General features: G+C 64.1%; 17 protein-coding genes. All 17 read left to right on the plus strand.

The window, feature by feature from the left end; translation table 11 throughout:
- Positions 1–652: 652 nt before the first annotated feature.
- The 17 genes from hfq (at position 653) to mltG (ending at position 16,073) form a co-directional block, all read left to right on the plus strand.
- A complete protein-coding gene (gene hfq / locus A39O_RS0122390; RefSeq protein WP_020506904.1) occupies positions 653–901 on the plus strand; it encodes an RNA chaperone Hfq in 249 nt (82 codons plus the stop codon).
- An 83-nt stretch (positions 902–984) separates the two neighbouring features.
- Complete coding sequence (hflX, locus tag A39O_RS0122395) at positions 985–2,268, plus strand: ribosome rescue GTPase HflX (protein ID WP_026199651.1); 1,284 nt, start codon at positions 985–987, stop codon at positions 2,266–2,268.
- 292 nt (positions 2,269–2,560) lie between these two features.
- On the plus strand, positions 2,561–3,739 hold the full coding sequence (hflK, locus tag A39O_RS0122400; protein WP_020506906.1) for an FtsH protease activity modulator HflK: 1,179 nt from the start codon (positions 2,561–2,563) through the stop codon (positions 3,737–3,739).
- The gene (hflC, locus tag A39O_RS0122405) at positions 3,736–4,611 is read left to right on the plus strand and encodes a protease modulator HflC (RefSeq protein WP_020506907.1); all 876 of its coding nucleotides are present in this window, start codon (positions 3,736–3,738) and stop codon (positions 4,609–4,611) included. Before hflK ends, hflC begins: the two co-directional genes overlap by 4 nt.
- Positions 4,612–4,701: 90 nt before the next feature.
- Positions 4,702–4,884, plus strand: coding sequence for a DUF2065 domain-containing protein (locus A39O_RS0122410; RefSeq protein ID WP_020506908.1), 183 nt, complete (start codon positions 4,702–4,704; stop codon positions 4,882–4,884).
- Between the two features lie 73 nt (positions 4,885–4,957).
- Positions 4,958–6,154, plus strand: a complete 1,197-nt coding sequence (locus A39O_RS0122415; protein WP_020506909.1) for an ATP phosphoribosyltransferase regulatory subunit — start codon at positions 4,958–4,960, stop codon at positions 6,152–6,154.
- 23 nt (positions 6,155–6,177) lie between these two features.
- Positions 6,178–7,485, plus strand: coding sequence for an adenylosuccinate synthase (locus tag A39O_RS0122420; RefSeq protein ID WP_020506910.1), 1,308 nt, complete (start codon positions 6,178–6,180; stop codon positions 7,483–7,485).
- 143 nt (positions 7,486–7,628) lie between these two features.
- Positions 7,629–8,192 carry a YceD family protein gene (locus A39O_RS36995; protein ID WP_020506911.1) on the plus strand — a complete coding sequence of 188 codons (564 nt, stop codon included), beginning with the start codon at positions 7,629–7,631 and terminating at the stop codon, positions 8,190–8,192.
- A 98-nt stretch (positions 8,193–8,290) separates the two neighbouring features.
- On the plus strand, positions 8,291–8,464 hold the full coding sequence (gene rpmF / locus A39O_RS39035) for a 50S ribosomal protein L32 (protein ID WP_083924836.1): 174 nt from the start codon (positions 8,291–8,293) through the stop codon (positions 8,462–8,464).
- 141 nt (positions 8,465–8,605) lie between these two features.
- Positions 8,606–9,634, plus strand: coding sequence for a phosphate acyltransferase PlsX (gene plsX / locus A39O_RS0122435; protein WP_040528497.1), 1,029 nt, complete (start codon positions 8,606–8,608; stop codon positions 9,632–9,634).
- The gene (locus A39O_RS0122440; RefSeq protein WP_020506914.1) at positions 9,634–10,590 is read left to right on the plus strand and encodes a beta-ketoacyl-ACP synthase III; all 957 of its coding nucleotides are present in this window, start codon (positions 9,634–9,636) and stop codon (positions 10,588–10,590) included. The genes plsX and A39O_RS0122440 overlap by 1 nt, the downstream gene beginning before the upstream one ends.
- Positions 10,591–10,663: 73 nt before the next feature.
- Positions 10,664–11,611 carry an ACP S-malonyltransferase gene (fabD, locus tag A39O_RS0122445; protein WP_281170103.1) on the plus strand — a complete coding sequence of 316 codons (948 nt, stop codon included), beginning with the start codon at positions 10,664–10,666 and terminating at the stop codon, positions 11,609–11,611.
- Positions 11,598–12,338 carry a 3-oxoacyl-ACP reductase FabG gene (gene fabG / locus A39O_RS0122450; RefSeq protein ID WP_020506916.1) on the plus strand — a complete coding sequence of 247 codons (741 nt, stop codon included), beginning with the start codon at positions 11,598–11,600 and terminating at the stop codon, positions 12,336–12,338. The genes fabD and fabG overlap by 14 nt, the downstream gene beginning before the upstream one ends.
- A 151-nt stretch (positions 12,339–12,489) precedes the next feature.
- On the plus strand, positions 12,490–12,726 hold the full coding sequence (gene acpP, locus A39O_RS0122455) for an acyl carrier protein (RefSeq protein ID WP_020506917.1): 237 nt from the start codon (positions 12,490–12,492) through the stop codon (positions 12,724–12,726).
- A 97-nt stretch (positions 12,727–12,823) separates the two neighbouring features.
- On the plus strand, positions 12,824–14,062 hold the full coding sequence (fabF, locus tag A39O_RS0122460; RefSeq protein WP_026199653.1) for a beta-ketoacyl-ACP synthase II: 1,239 nt from the start codon (positions 12,824–12,826) through the stop codon (positions 14,060–14,062).
- Between the two features lie 65 nt (positions 14,063–14,127).
- Complete coding sequence (pabC, locus tag A39O_RS0122465) at positions 14,128–15,030, plus strand: aminodeoxychorismate lyase (protein WP_157640338.1); 903 nt, start codon at positions 14,128–14,130, stop codon at positions 15,028–15,030.
- Positions 15,027–16,073: an endolytic transglycosylase MltG gene (gene mltG / locus A39O_RS34660; protein WP_040528505.1), complete on the plus strand. Its 1,047-nt coding sequence runs from the start codon at positions 15,027–15,029 to the stop codon at positions 16,071–16,073. Before pabC ends, mltG begins: the two co-directional genes overlap by 4 nt.
- Positions 16,074–16,157 lie beyond the last annotated feature (84 nt).

Here is a 16,157-nt window from a genome sequence, read left to right on the forward strand (position 1 = left end):
CCCGATCTTCGGCAGCGCGCCCAAGTAGTGATGGGCATCCATCAGGGCCTGGAAGCGCGCCTCCTCGGGCGCGGCGACGGGTTCGACGATGACTTCGCGGAGATTCACGCATGCGCGCTCGGGCAGCAGGGGGCCGACGCGCTTTATACCCGAGCGGCCGGGCAGTGTCCAGAGTCGAGGACAACCGCACGTTGAATCACTGAAAGTTAGCTAGAACGGTTTAGCCCTGACGCGGGTGGTAGCGCATCTTGAACAGCGGTCCGGCCGACACCCTTGACCGTCCGATCCGGACGGTTTCAGCCACCCCGTCGCGCGGCCGTCTTGCCGCCTGCGTTGGCCATGTCTCGATGGATGGCGCGTGGCCGTGCGGTCCCTTTCCGGCACAACACTCAGCAAGTATTGGAAAATCTTAATGGCTTTCTCGTTCCCGCTGGGTGAAACTACTGGGACCTATTGCGTGGAACAGCATGTCCCGGCTGCAACCCACGTGTCGGAGCGTCTGAACTGACCCTTGCCACCGCACCGGCCGCACGATGAGCCATGCTGTAAGCAAGACTCAGAGCGGCGTTCGGCGCCAAGCCGACCAGCAGCGTCAGTCGATCCATTAGAGCCGGGCGATCGTCGCGAAACGACTACAACAAGGAGCAAAAACATGTCCAAGGGCCAAAGCCTGCAAGACCCTTTCCTCAATGCGCTGCGTAAAGAACGCATCCCCGTCTCAATCTTTCTCGTCAACGGTATCAAGTTGCAGGGCCAGATCGAGTCGTTCGATCAGTTCGTCGTGCTGCTGAAGAACAACGTCAGCCAGATGATTTACAAGCACGCGATCTCGACCGTGGTGCCGGCGCGTAATGTGAAATTGCCGGCTGGCGACGAGATCGAGGAGCCAGGTAATAGCTAAATTGCGCAGACGTTCTGTGGCCGGGCGGCTCACGGGCGCGGTTCCCGAGTCAGCGTGCGGATGTTCCGATGCCTAGCGATCTGGTGTTCGAGCGGCCCGCATCCGGCGAGCGTGCCGTGCTGGTGCAGTTGGATTTGGGTGGCGCGGTTGCACTCGACGAGCGTGAGGAGTTCGACCAACTCGTCCGCGCCGCCGGTGCCGAGGTGGTCGGGACCCTGGGCGGTACGCGCGCCCGGCCGGACGCCCGGCTCTTCATCGGCTCCGGTAAAGCTGATGAGTTGAAGGACTTGGTCGCGGCAGCAGGGGCGGAACTGGTGGTCTTCAATCATCCGCTGTCCCCGGCGCAGGAGCGCAACCTGGAGCGTCTGCTCGAATGTCGGGTGGTGGACCGGACGGGCCTGATTCTCGATATCTTTGCTCAGCGTGCCCGTTCCTTCGAGGGCAAGCTGCAGGTCGAGCTGGCCCAACTGCGCCACCTGTCGACCCGCCTGGTGCGCGGCTGGACGCACCTTGAGCGGCAGAAGGGCGGCATCGGTCTGCGCGGTCCGGGCGAGACTCAGCTCGAAACCGACCGGCGCTTGTTGGCCAAGCGCATCGCGCTGCTCAAGCGGCGACTGGAGGGGATCGAGTCCCAGCGCGCCCAGGGGCGGCGCGCACGCGAGAAGGCCGAGCTGCCGGTGATTTCCGTGGTCGGTTACACCAACGCCGGCAAGTCCACGCTCTTCAATCGGCTCACCGCGGCCGGGGTGTTCGAGGCCGATCAACTGTTCGCCACCCTGGATCCGACGCTGCGGCGGCTCGCCCTGCCCAACGGTGGGCGGGCACTGTTGGCGGATACAGTCGGGTTCGTCAGCCGACTTCCGCACGAGCTGGTGGCGGCCTTCCGTGCCACCTTGGAGGAGACCCGCAATGCGTCGCTGCTGCTGCATGTGGTCGACGCGTCCGCCGGCCACCGGGCGCGGCTGATCGGCGACGTGGAAACGGTGCTCGCGGAGATCGGCAGCATGGACATTCCGCGCTTGGAGGTCTGGAACAAACTCGATCTGCTGGCGGACGAACCGCCGCGCCTGGAACGTGACAGTGTCGGTCAGCCGACCCGCGTCTGGGTGTCCGCCCGTTCGGGTGCGGGGATCGACCTCCTGCTGACCGCCATCGCGGAATTGACCGGGAGCGAGAGTACGCGCCATCAGGTGCGTCTGGGCCCCGGTGACGGGCGTCTGCGTGCCTGGGTTTATGCTCACGCGCGCGTCCTGGCCGATGCGCCCGACGCGGAGGGCGGTTGGACGATGGAAATCCTGATCGCGCCCGCGGACTTGCAACGTTTTCTGGCGCATGAGCCCGAGCGCGCGCACGTGCTGTTGCACTGAGGTTGCGTGAGCGAATCCGTCATCCGGTCGCTTGCGGCGGCGCAACCGGTTCCCATTTCCCTACTGTGGCGTTTGCACCGCCGCGTCCGGCTGCCTACAATCGTCTGTTGGCTATCCGACCGTGCCGGCGACCACTTGCGCGGGTTGATTAAGCGGCCAGGCGGCTGCATCTTGACAAACTGAGTGACAAGCGGTGTTTCGTGCCCAGTCCCAATCACTATGGAATCGTCCGACTCGTGAGTCGGTCGTTCCATCCCATTCAGTCTCACGCGCAGAGATAGACGGAGTAGCTATGGCCTGGAATGAGCCAGGTGGCGGCAACAAAGACCCCTGGAGCGGCAAGAGCGGCGGGGGCGGCGAATCAGGGCCGCCAGACCTCGACGAGGTGGTTCGCAAGCTTCAGGAAAAACTCGGCGGCCTCTTCGGCGGCAACCGGCCGGGCGGCAACAAGTCCGGCGGCGGGGGCGGTGGGTTCAACCTGCCGACCGGCAACCTGGGAACGCGCGCCGTGGCGATCGTCCTCGGGGCCTTGCTGTTGGTTTGGCTGTTCACGGGTTCGTACATCATCGCGCCCGCCGAGCGCGGGGTCGTGATGCGTTTCGGTAAATATGTAGATACCACCGATCCGGGCCTACACTGGCATATCCCCTACCCGATTGAATCGGTGGAAAAGGTTAATGTCGACGAGGTGTCCTCGTTCAGCCACCAAGCCGCGATGCTGACCAAGGATGAGAACATCGTCGACGTGGAGTTGACCGTTCAGTCCCGCATCCAGGACGCCGCGCAGTTTCTGTTCCAGGACCAGAACCCGGAGGGTACGTTGAAAGACGCAACCGAGACCGTGGTCCGCAAGACGATCGGCGGCAGCAAGCTGGACTTTATCCTGACCGAGGGCCGCGGGGCCATCGCGATCACCATTCAGGAGCGTGTCCAGGAGTTGATGAATCTGTACAAGACAGGTTTGCTGGTTACCTCGATCAACATGCAGCCGGCCAAGCCGCCGGATCAGGTCAAGGAAGCCTTCGATGACGCCATCAAGGCGCGAGAGGATAAGGAACGCTCGGAAAACCAGGCCGAAACCTACTCCAACCAGGTCCTCCCGCAGGCGGGCGGCGAAGCGGCCCGGATCATCGCCGACGCCAAAGCCTATCGTGATAAGGTGGTCGCCGAGTCTGAGGGCGAGGCTGCCCGCTTCAGCGCCGTGCTGGCCGAGTACAAAAAGGCGCCGGAGGTGACGCGTGAGCGGCTCTATCTCGACACCATGGAGAAGGTGCTGAGCGGCACCAACAAGATCGTGCTCGACACGCAGGAGGGCTCAAATAGTATGGTATACCTGCCGCTGGATCAGTTGGTGCGGCAACGTCAGACCGTGGCCGAACCTCAGCAGCCGTTGATCGTGTCCCCGGTCGAGACCGAGGCGCGGCCAGGGACGGCGCGTCCGGTGGACCGTGATCGGAGGGCGCGTCAATGAGCAAGTACAAGTCGTTCCTGCCGGCGCTGCTCGCTGTCCTGGTCCTGCTGATCTACGCGTCGACCTTCGTCGTCAACGAGTGGCAGACGGCAATCAAGCTGCAGCTCGGGTCTATCGTCGGAAGTGACTATGCGCCAGGGCTGCATTTCAAAGTGCCGATACTGCAGGATGTCAAGATCTTCGACCGCCGGATCCAGACGCTGGACGCACCGCCGCAGCGTTTTCTGACCGTCGAGAAGAAAGACGTGATCGTCGATTCCTACGCCAAGTGGCGGATCAGCGATCCGGCCCAGTATTTCCGCTCCACCGGCGGTAACGTCAGCCGGACCTCGCGGCTGCTGGCCGAGCGGATCGGCAGTAGTCTGCGCGACGAGTTCGGCAAGCGCACCATTCAGGAAGTGGTGTCCGAGGATCGTACCGAGCTGATGGAAGAACTGCGCAAGCGCAGCGATCTGCAGGCGAACGAACTGGGCGTTGAGATCGTCGATGTGCGGGTCAAGAAGATCGATCTGCCGCCCGAGGTGAGCGAGTCCGTCTACATGCGGATGCGGGCCGAGCGTGAGCGGGTGGCCAGCGACCTGCGCGCCAAGGGCAAGGAGGCGGCCGAACGTATTCGCGCGGATGCAGATCGTCAGCGGACCGTTATGCTGGCCGATGCCTACAAGGAGTCGGAGCAAGCGCGCGGCGAGGGTGATGCCAAGGCGACCGAGATCTACGCCAAGGCCTACACCGAGGATGCGGATTTCTATGCGTTCTACCGGAGCCTTGGGGCCTACCGCGGAGCCTTCCACTCGGGCGGCGACATGATGGTCCTGCAGCCCGAATCGGAATTCTTCCGCTACTTCCGCTCGCAGAGCGGCGAAGCGCCCTAGTGGTCACGGCGCGGACCAAGGCCGGCGGCGCCCCGTGGGCTTTTAGCCCGCGGGGCGGTCCGCGCCTGTCCGCTGCCTGGGGTGACCGGCGTGCATGAACTCCTCGCTGCCGCCGCGCTGCTTTTGGTCATCGAGGGCATCTGGCCCTTCCTGAGCCCGGCGACCTTTCGACGCGCCTTGCAGACAGTGGTCACGGAGGCGGATGGCCCGCTCCGGCTGGCGGGGCTGGTCAGCATGTTGGCCGGCGTAGCGCTCTTGTATGTAGTCAACTAATGGCTGGTCAACCAGCGGCCGATCCGCTTCCCGTGGGTCGACTGTTCGGTGCCGGGTCAACCGAGTAAGGTCGATGGATGAGGAACGCTGGCTGCTGCCCACTGGGATCGAGGAGATCCTGCCGCCCCAGGCCCAGATCATGGAGTCCCTGCGGCGCGACTTGCTCGACCTCTACCGTTGCTGGGGCTACGAACTGGTTGTCCCGCCCTTCATCGACTTCCTGGAGTCACTCCTGACCGGGACCGGTCAGGACCTGGATCTGCAAACCTTCAAGCTGACTGATCAGCTCAGCGGGCGTTTGCTTGGGGTCCGCGCGGATATGACACCCCAGGTGGCACGGATCGATGCGCATCATCTGCGGCGCGATGCACCGACCCGCCTCTGCTATCTGGGGACGGTGCTGCACACCCGCGCCGATGGTTTCGCCGGCACCCGCAGCCCCTACCAGATTGGTGCCGAGGTCTATGGACATGCCGGTATCGAGAGCGATCTCGAAGTGCTGCGTCTGATTTTCGAGACCCTGCGGATGGCCGGTATCACCGGCTGTTATCTGGATCTGGGCCATGTCGGTATCTTTCGCGGTCTGGCCCGCCAAGGCGGTCTGGATCCCTCGCAAGAGCACGCGCTCTTTGCCGCTCTGCAACGCAAGGCGATACCGGAGATCGAGACGCTGGTCGGCGCATTTGGTCTCCCGACGCGGTTGGCTGCCATGCTTGTCGCGCTGGCCGATCTGAATGGCGATGACGCCCTGACCCGCGCGGCGACCGTCCTGGAGGGTGCCCAGGCGCCGGTGCTGGCGGCGGTGGCGTATCTGCGCCGGTTGGCTGATGCGCTGAACCAGTGGTTGCCGGAAGTTTCGGTCCATTACGACCTGGCCGAACTGCGCGGTTATCGCTATAAGACCGGGGTGGTGTTCGCGGCTTTCGTGCCCGGCTGGGGACAGGAGCTCGCGCGCGGTGGGCGTTATGACGACATCGGCCGGGTCTTCGGGCGGGCGCGCCCGGCGGTTGGATTCAGCACCGACCTCAAGGGTCTGTTGCGTCTGGGTACGGGCCTGGGGACGCGCTATCGGGAGGCACCGGCAATCTACGCCCCCTGGTCTGCCGATCCGGCCCTGCTGGAGCAAGTCGAGCGCTTGCGCCGGGACGGTCACCGGGTGCTGACCGCGCTTCCCGGCGGGGACGCGCAGTTGGATCAGGACCCGCGTCCGCTCGGGTGTGATCGACGCCTGGTCGCGGGTGCGGCCGGCTGGCAACTCGAAGTCATTTAAGTCAAGGGTCAGGAATCTCGCAGATGGGCAACAACGTTGTAGTCATTGGCACCCAATGGGGAGATGAGGGTAAGGGCAAGGTCGTCGACCTGCTCACCGAGCACGTCGCCGCGGTGGTGCGCTTTCAGGGCGGCCACAATGCGGGTCACACCTTGGTGATCGACGGGGTAAAAACCGTCCTCCATCTGGTCCCCTCGGGAGTTCTCAGAGCGGGCGTCCGCTGCCTCATCGGCAACGGCGTGGTGCTGTCGCCGCGGGCGCTGCTCGACGAAATGGCCGCACTCGAGCGTACCGGTGTTCCGGTCCGTGAGCGGCTGGGCATCAGCGCCGCCTGTCCCCTGATTCTGCCTTATCACGTTGCCCTGGACCTGGCGCGGGAACGTGCCCGCGGGGCCAAGGCCATCGGCACCACCGGTCGCGGGATCGGCCCGGCCTACGAGGACAAGGTCTCCCGGCGGGGGATTCGGCTCGGCGAGCTGCTGGATACCGCGCACTTCAAGGAGCGTCTGCGGGAGGTGCTGGAGTATCACAATTTCACCTTGGTGCATTATTTCAAGGCGGAGGCCGTGGACTACGCGGCCGTGCTCGATGAGGCGCTGGCCCAAGCGGAGCAACTGCGTCCGCTGGTCGTGGACGTGCCCGGCGTGTTGCACACCCTGCGTGCCGAGGGCGCGGATGTGCTGTTCGAAGGTGCCCAGGGGTCCATGCTCGATATCGATCATGGTACCTACCCCTATGTCACGTCCTCCAACACCACGGCCGGCGGTGCCGCCTGCGGCAGCGGCGTGGGGCCGCGTGATCTCGACTACATCCTGGGGATCGTGAAGGCCTACACGACGCGCGTCGGCGGCGGTCCCTTCCCGACCGAGCTGTTCGACGCCGATGGTGATCGCCTGGGCGAGCGCGGCCACGAGTTCGGTGCCACGACCGGGCGTAAGCGGCGCTGTGGCTGGCTGGACATGGTCGCCCTGCAGCGTTCATTCGCCATCAATAGCGTCACCGGTCTGTGCATCACGAAACTGGATGTGCTCGACGGCTTCGAGACCCTGCGGATCTGCACTGCCTACGATCTGGACGGCGCCCGGATCACCGTGCCGCCGGTGGGCGCCGATGCCCTGGCGCGCTGCGCACCCCATTACCTGGAACTTCCGGGGTGGTCGGAGTCCACCGTCGGCGCGGCGTCGCGGGAGTCCCTTCCGGCCAATGCCCGGGCCTATCTGAAGACCATCGAAGACCTCTCCGGCCTGCCGATCGACCTGATCTCCACCGGTCCTGAACGCAATGAGACCCTGGTGTTGCGACATCCCTTCGGGCCAGGATCGGGCCGTTAGGCGAGTGGCGGGAGCCGCGACCAGATCACGCCGGATTTCCCTTCGGCCTCAGGGATCGGCAACACGTGCATCGTCACGCGATCCGAATGTCGCAATCGCTGCAATTGACTCTGTGGCCCTGAATCGGTTATTTTGGTGAGCTTATGTCGGCGCCACTACCTGAAAGACTCGATCCTTGGCGTGCGGTTAAGTTCAAGGCCGCGTTCGCCGGCGAGGCGTCGTTGCGGTCCTTTCCGCGCTTGGCCGAGGCGGTGTTCGGGGCGGCCGGCCCCGCGCGCTATGAGATCCGGTTCGAGCTCGATGAGCAAGGGCAAGCAGTGGCACGGGGGCGCGTTTCCATGGTGCTGCTGATGACCTGTCAGCGCTGCCTGGGTGAGTTCGAGGTGCCGGTTGATGCCCCGATCGCGCTCGGTCTGGTGCACTTGCGCGGTGCTCCGGACCGCTTGGGGCTGGCTCAAGTGGAGGGTCTGGCCGGCGACCTGGAGCCGCTCCCGTTGGGCGACGACGAGCCCGTCCGTGTCCTGGATTGGGTGGAAGACGAGTTGCTGCTCGCCCTGCCGCAGGTGCCGATGCATCCGGCTGGACACTGCATGGCGGAGGTCGCCCCGGCCGCATCCGAGATGGCGGCCGAACGTCCGCGAAATCCGTTCGCGGCACTGGCGGCGCTTCAGGCGCGGCAACCGGGTCCGGAGGCGGACGAGCATTGAAGAGATCGTGGGTGCCGTCCGGCAAACACGCGCATTTGAGTTACAACGAGCACGCGTTCCGATCCGCATAAGGACACGGACGCTTTGCGGAGAGAAGCATGGCCGTTCCCCAGAATCGAAAGACCCGCTCGCGGCGCGACATGCGTCGCTCGCACGATGCCCTCAGCAAGCCGACCCTGTCGGTCGAACCCACGTCCGGTGAAATTCACCTGCGCCATCACGTATCCCCGGACGGCTTCTACCGCGGTCGTAAGATCCTGGATAGATCTTAAGTGACCGGCGATGCGGAGCCTTTGGTCGTCTTACGCCCCGGAATCGGCCAGGCTGCAAGCCCGGACGGGGCAGGGCTCGGACTCCGCGGCAAGGGCCAGCCTGGTACCGGTCAAGTCCCTCGTCAAGCTCCAGCGCAAGCCGTGACTGGTCGACAGACGATCGCCTTGGATGCGATGGGCGGCGACCATGGGCCGCAGGTGATCGTCGCTGCCGCCCGGCGCTTTTTGTCGACCGAGCATTCGATCGATCTGATCTTGGTCGGCGATCAGGCACAGATCCTCGCTTGTCTGGGCGGTGTGATCCCGCCATCGCTGCGGATCAGGCACACCACGGAGTCGGTCGCGATGGACGAGTCACCGTCCAAAGCGCTGCGCGGAAAGAAGGATTCCTCCATGCGCGTGGCCATCGATCTGGTGAAGAGCGGCGAGGCGCATGCCTGCGTGAGTGCGGGGAATACCGGCGCCCTGATGGCCACCGCGCGCTTCGTCCTCAAGACCTTGCCGAACGTGGATCGTCCGGCGATCATCACGGCCGTACCCTCGCTGCATGGCCACACGCATATGCTTGATCTGGGGGCCAATGTCGACTGCACCGCCGAGCACCTGTTGCAGTTTGCCGTGATGGGCAGCGAGTTGGTCACGGCCGTGGATGGTGTCGCGGCGCCCAAGGTTGCCCTGCTGAACATCGGACAGGAAGAGATCAAGGGCAACGAGCAGGTCAAGAATGCCCATGAGTTGCTGTCCCGCAGTGGGCTCAACTACATCGGGTATGTCGAAGGAGACGGGATTTATCTGGAAGACGTGGATGTGGTGGTTTCGGATGGATTCGTCGGGAATGTGGCCTTGAAGAGCAGTGAAGGTGTGGCGAAGTTCGTGCGTCACACGCTGAACGGTCAATTCAAGCGCAACCTGTTCACCCGCATTGCCGGCTTGGCGGCGCTGCCGATTCTGCGGGCGTTTCGACGCACCATGGACCCGCGGCGTTACAACGGCGCCAGCTTGTTGGGTCTGCGCGGGATCGTGATCAAAAGTCACGGCGGGGCGGACGAGATCGCGTTCGAGAACGCGATCCATATCGCCGCGAAAGAGATCCTCTGCGATATCCCGCGTCGCATTTCCGAACAGGTCGGGCGGCATCTCGCGACCGATCCGTTACGGGCGACCGCCTGATGATCTACTCGCGCATTGCGGGGACCGGCGGTTACCTCCCGGAGCGGGTCGTGACGAACGCCGACCTCGAGGCGACCGTCGACACCACGGATGCCTGGATTCGCGAGCGCACCGGGATCGAGCGGCGTCATCTCGTGAGCGACGGTGAGACCTGTTCCGATCTCGCCGAGCGCGCCGCCCGCCTGGCGCTGGAGGCGGCCGGTCTGGCGGCTGCGGATCTCGACCTGATCGTGGTGGCGACGACCACGCCGGATCAGTATTTTCCCAGCACAGCCTGTATCTTGCAGCAGCGGCTCGATGTCCACGGTTGTCCGGCGTTCGACGTCCAGGCGGTCTGTGCCGGATTCGTTTATGCCTTGAGCATTGCCGACAAGTTCATTCGCTTGGGTTCCGCCCAGAATGCCCTGGTGGTGGGGTCGGACGCTTTCTCGCGCATCCTCGACTGGACCGACCGGAGCACCTGCGTGTTGTTCGGCGATGGGGCCGGCGCGGTGATCATCGAGGCGGCGGACACGCCCGGGGTCATCTCCACCCATCTGCACGCGGATGGTGCGTACAAGGATCTGCTGCAGATCCCCGGTGGTCTCGGCAACGGGGATTATGCCAACAACCGCGTGGAGATGAAGGGCAACGAACTGTTTCGGGTCGCTGTTACGACCTTGAGCCGAATCGTCGAGGAGACGCTCGCGGCCAACGGCCTGGAGCGTTCCGATATCGACTGGCTGATCCCGCATCAGGCGAATTTGCGGATCATTCAGGCCACCGCGCGTAAGCTCGACTTGCCCATGGAGCGGGTGGTCGTCACGGTCGCCGATCATGCCAATACCTCCGCTGCGTCCATCCCGCTGGCCTTGGATCAGGCGGTGCGTGACGGCCGCATCAAACGGGGTGAGCTGCTGTTGATGGAAGCCTTCGGCGGCGGTATCACCTGGGGCTCGGTCCTCGCGCGCTTCTGAAACATCAAGTCCACAACGGATGCGAACCCGGTTCGAACCAGCCCCGAATCCGATCTGAATCGAGATGAGACCAGTGCTTTTAGTTGCCGCCTGCTTTCCCGGCCAGGGTTCCCAATCCGTGGGGATGCTCGATGCCTTTGCCGCGACCTATCCCGAGGTCCGCGAGACCTTCGAGGAGGCGTCCGAGGCGCTCGGGCTGGACCTCTGGGCGCTGGTCAGCGGCGGTCCCAAGGAGACCCTCGATCAAACCGAGAATACCCAGCCGGCGATGCTGGTCGCCGGGATCAGCGTGTGGCGCGTCTGGCAAGCGCAAGGCGGCGTGGCGCCGGCCCTGATGGCCGGTCACAGCCTGGGCGAGTACGCCGCATTGGTGGCCGCCGGGTCCTTGAGTTTGGCGCAAGGCGTTCGTCTGGCAGCCGAACGTGCACGGTTGATGCAGGCGGCCGTCCCGGTCGGTCAGGGAGCAATGGCCGCGGTGCTTGGTCTGACGGATGCGCAGGTGATGACAGTCTGCGCCGAGGCAGCCGAGGGGGCCGTGGTGGAGGCAGTGAACTTCAACGCGCCCGGTCAGGTCGTCATTGCCGGTGACGTGGACGCGGTCGGCCGTGCGATGATTGCCGCCAAGGCCGCGGGAGCCAAGCGGTCCTTGCTCCTGCCGGTCAGTGTGCCATCCCATTGCGCCCTGATGCGCCCGGCGGCTACCCTGCTGGCCAGGCGTCTGGAGGCAGTGGACCTGCGACTGCCGGAGGTTCCCGTGCTTCACAACGTGGATGCGGCTGTCGCGGATTCAGTCGCGGCCTTGCGCGAGCGGCTGTGCGAGCAGTTGTATCGACCCGTGCGCTGGGTCGAGACCGTGCAGGCCATGGGTGCGGCCGGGGTCTCGCTGGTTATCGAATTCGGTCCCGGTAAAGTGCTGACCGGGCTCAACAAACGTTGCGACAAGAACATCACCACGCTGCCGGTCTTCGATCCGGAGACGTTGAAGGCGGCATTGGAGGCGACTGCAGATGCTCAAGGGTGAAATCGCGCTGGTGACGGGTGCGTCACGTGGGATCGGTCGTGCCATCTTGCTGGCACTGGCTGGGCAGGGTGCCGTGGTCGTCGGTACCGCCACGACCCAAGCCGGTGTCGACGGCATTGACCAGGTCCTGGGCGAGGGCGGTCATCAAGGCTTCGGTGTGGTGCTCGACGTCGCCGATCCGGTGTCGGTCGAGGCGGCGATGGAGCGGATCGCGGAGCGTGTCGGTGCGCCGACCGTGCTGGTCAACAATGCCGGTATCACCCGCGATAACCTCCTGATGCGCATGAAGGACGAAGAATGGCAGGCGGTCGTTGACACCAATCTCGGCTCCATTTTCCGGATGTCGCGCGCCTGCGTACGGGCGATGACCAAGGCGCGTAAAGGGCGCATCATCAATATCGCCTCCGTGGTTGGCGTCATGGGTAACGCCGGTCAGACTAACTATGCGGCGGCCAAGGCCGGTATGATGGGATTCACCAAGTCCCTCGCGCGAGAGGTGGGCTCGCGCGGCATCACGGTCAACTGCGTGGCCCCGGGTCTGATCGACACGGACATGACGCGGGCGATCAGCGAGGCGCAGCAGCAGATCATCCTGTCAGCCGTCCCGCTCGGCCGTTTCGGGCAGCCGCAGGAGATCGCCGACACGGTCGTTTTTCTCGCTTCACCCAGTGCCGGGTACATCACTGGAGAGACCCTGCACGTCAATGGCGGCATGTACATGGTCTAGGTCGCTGGATGCAGCGATCAAACCCGAGCAAAGTCATTTGGTTAATTGAGGGTAGCGAGGCCATTTATCGGCTTTCATCCCCCCTCGATTGTCACTAGAATACCGCCTGGCCCGTGCCGGGCCGTCTTTTCCATTCGGAGGATTCAGACAGATGAGCAGCATTGAAGACCGCGTCCGCAAGATCGTCGTTGAACAATTGGGCGTCAAAGAAGAGGAGGTGACCGCGGAGGCTTCCTTCGTCGACGATCTGGGTGCGGATTCACTCGATACTGTCGAACTGGTGATGGCACTCGAGGAGGAGTTCGAAACCGAAATCCCTGATGAGGATGCGGAAAAGATCACCACCGTCCAGCAGGCCGTCAACTACATCAACGCGCACCTTGTTTGAGGCGTGCGGCTTCGAAGACGGAACGGCCGCCGCCCGGCACAGGGAACGCAGGTGCGGCGCTTGCCCGTCGAGTCATTCTGAGCGAGAGGGGTAGGTAATGGCAGGTAGAAGGGTCGTGGTCACCGGTCTGGGACTGGTGGCGCCGGTGGGCTTGGACGTGAAATCGTCCTGGGCAAATATCCTGGCCGGCAAGAGCGGCATCAAGCCGATCACCCACTTTGATGTGGAAACCTTCAGCACGCGTTTCGGCGGGCCGATCTATGGGTTTGATCCGACCCTCTATATCACGGAGAAGGACGCCAAGAAGATGGACAAGTTTATCCACTACGGAATGGCGGCCGGCTGTCAAGCCATCGCCGACTCCGGATTGGTGGTCGACGAGTCCAATTGTCGCCGCATCGGCGTGGCGATCGGGTCGGGGATCGGTGGGATTACGGGGATCGAGAACAATTACGAGGCCTATCGGTCCAAGGGGCCGCGCCGGATCTCGCCCTTCTTCGTCCCGGCCAATATCATCAACATGGTTGCGGGTGACCTGTCGATCAAGTTCGGGCTCAAGGGGCCGAACTACTCGATCGTCTCCGCCTGCAGTACGGGCAGTCACAATATCGGCGAGGCGGCGATCATGATCCGCCACGGCTATGTGGACGTGATGATCGCGGGTGGTGCCGAGATGGCCACCTCCCCGGTCGGCCTGGGCGGTTTCGCGGCGGCGCGTGCCCTGTCGACCCGCAACGACGATCCGGAGCGCGCCAGTCGGCCCTTTGAGAAAGATCGCGACGGCTTCGTGCTGAGCGATGGAGCCGGGGTGGTCGTCCTGGAAGAGTACGAACGCGCGGTGGCGCGGGGAGCGCCGATTTATGCCGAACTGGTCGGGATCGGCATGAATTCCGATGCCTATCATATGACGGCACCCTCGGAGAACGGTGAAGGCGCGTCCGAGTGCATGCTGATCGCGATGCGGGATGCGGGCGTCAACCTGGATCAAGTCGGCTATATCAATGCCCACGGCACTTCGACTCCGGCGGGCGACATGGCCGAGACCATGGCGATCAAACGGACCTTCGGGGATCTCGCCTACAAGGTTCCGGTGAGCTCCACGAAGTCGATGACCGGGCACATGTTGGGCGCGGCCGGTGGGGCTGAGGCGATTTTCACGATCCTGGCCATTCGCGATCAGGTCGCGCCGCCGACGATCAACTACGAAACGCCCGATCCGGACTGCGACCTCGACTATGTGCCTAACACGGCACGCGAGATGCCGATCGATGTGGCGTTGACCAACTCGTTCGGCTTTGGCGGAACCAACGGGACTTTGATCTTCCGCCGCGTCTGAGGCGATTGACGGAAAATCCTGTACCACTGATCGCGAAGGATTTTCGTTATTCGCCGATCGCGTCCATGTCGTTTACCGTCCCGGACAGTCGACTGAGGGGGGAGCCGGATGTTCCCCAGGTTGATCCAGGCCCACTGCGGTTACTGATCAACGGTTTGCCGACGCGCGAGATTCCCGTTTGGGACCGCGGACTGAGCTACGGGGATGGTTTGTTCGAGACCATTCTGATCCGCGGGGGCGCGCCATGCCAATGGTCCCGACACCTCGCCCGACTTGAATTCGGCTGTCGACGATTACGGATTCCGTACGTCGGGGGCGCGGTATTAGCGGCTGAGGCCCGTGCCTTGACCCAGGGCGCGGACGGCGTACTCAAGATCCTGATCACGCGCGGTGCCGGGGGGCGAGGGTATCGTCCGCTGCCCTTACCGTGCCCCCGCCGGGCCTTGCTCTTCTATCCCTTGCCCGGTTACCCGGTCGCATGGTCAAGAGATGGCGTCATCCTGCGTTGGTGCGCGACGCCGGCATCGCAGAACCGCGCGCTGGCGGGAATCAAGCACCTCAACCGGCTGGATAGCGTCCTGGCACGTGCTGAATGGGACGATCCGGCGGTTGCCGAGGGCTTGATGTTGCGGGAGGATGGGCGGGTGGTCGGCGGGACCATGACCAACCTGTTTCTGTGGACCGGTCAGTCGCTCATCACACCGATCCTGGATCGCGCGGGGATTGCCGGTACCGTGCGTGCCCTGACGCTGGAACTGGCGGTCGGTTTGGGTATCGCGTGCCGGGAATGCCATCTGAACGCTCGCGATCTGCGTCCGGCGCGCGGTCTGTTCCTGACCAATGCGCTGATCGGCTGCTGGCCGGTGCGTCAGTTGGACGGGCAAGACTACGCGCCGCACTGCCTGCCTTGGGAGTTACTTGAGGCCGTCGCCCTGGCGGCGTCGACCGCGGAGTGGCCAACGACATGATCTTGCGTGCCTTGTTACTGCTGTTCCTGGGGGTGCTCACCCTGCTCGGCGGGATTTGGCTCGATTATCAGCGTTTTTTGGAGACTCCGGTCGCGATCACCGAGCCCGTGGTGACTTTCGAGGTGGAGCGCGGCAATGGCTGGCGTCAGGTCGCGGACGGGCTGACTGACCGCGGCTTCATCAGCCACCCCTATTACCTGCTGGCGCTCGCTCGTGTTCGCGGCGATGGCGGCCGGCTCAAGGCCGGTGAGTTCGAACTCACCGGGGGGATGCGCCCGGACCAGGTCCTTGATCGCTTGATCTCGGGCCGGGTGATCCAATACCCCATCACGTTCGTTGAGGGGTGGACCTTTCGGCAGGCGGTCGCGGCGATCCTTGCCAACGGTCGATTCGGCGACGATCTGGCCGGACAGTCCGACGCGGCGCTGATGTCCGCCTTAGGGCGACCCGGAGAACACCCGGAAGGACGGTTTTTTCCCGACACCTATGGTTTTCCGCGGCGTACCACGGGGCTCGGTGTGCTCGAGCGCGCACTCCAGCGAATGGATGAAGTGCTGGCACAGGAATGGGCGGGGCGGGCCGCGGGACTGCCGCTCAAGACGCCTTACGAAGCCTTGATTCTGGCGTCCATTATCGAAAAGGAGACCGGGCTTGCCGCGGAACGGCCACAGATCGCCGGGGTCTTCGTGCGGCGGCTGCGGCTGGGCATGCGCCTGCAAACCGATCCTACGGTGATTTATGGGATGGGCGAGGGGTTCGACGGCGATATTCGCCGCGACGACCTCAGAGCGGCAACCCCCTACAACACCTATGTCATCGCCGGGTTGCCGCCAACCCCGATCGCCCTGCCCGGGCGGGCGGCGATCCATGCGGCGCTGCACCCCGCGGCGGGTGAAGACCTCTACTTCGTGGCGCGCGGCGATGGCGGACACGTGTTTTCCGCGACCTTGGACCAACATAACCGGGCGGTGCGGGAGTTCCTGTTGCGCAAATCCCAGGAATCATCCGGCCGGGATCAAGACGGAGTCGATGTCCGCAAATGATGCAAATAGACGCAAATGAACGTTGATCAGCGACCGGGCGCTCATGTCAGGGCTGCGCCTTCCATAGCTGCCGCGTGGAATCGC

It is taken from the genome of Lamprocystis purpurea DSM 4197 (assembly GCF_000379525.1).
GTDB lineage: Bacteria > Pseudomonadota > Gammaproteobacteria > Chromatiales > Chromatiaceae > Thiodictyon > Thiodictyon purpureum.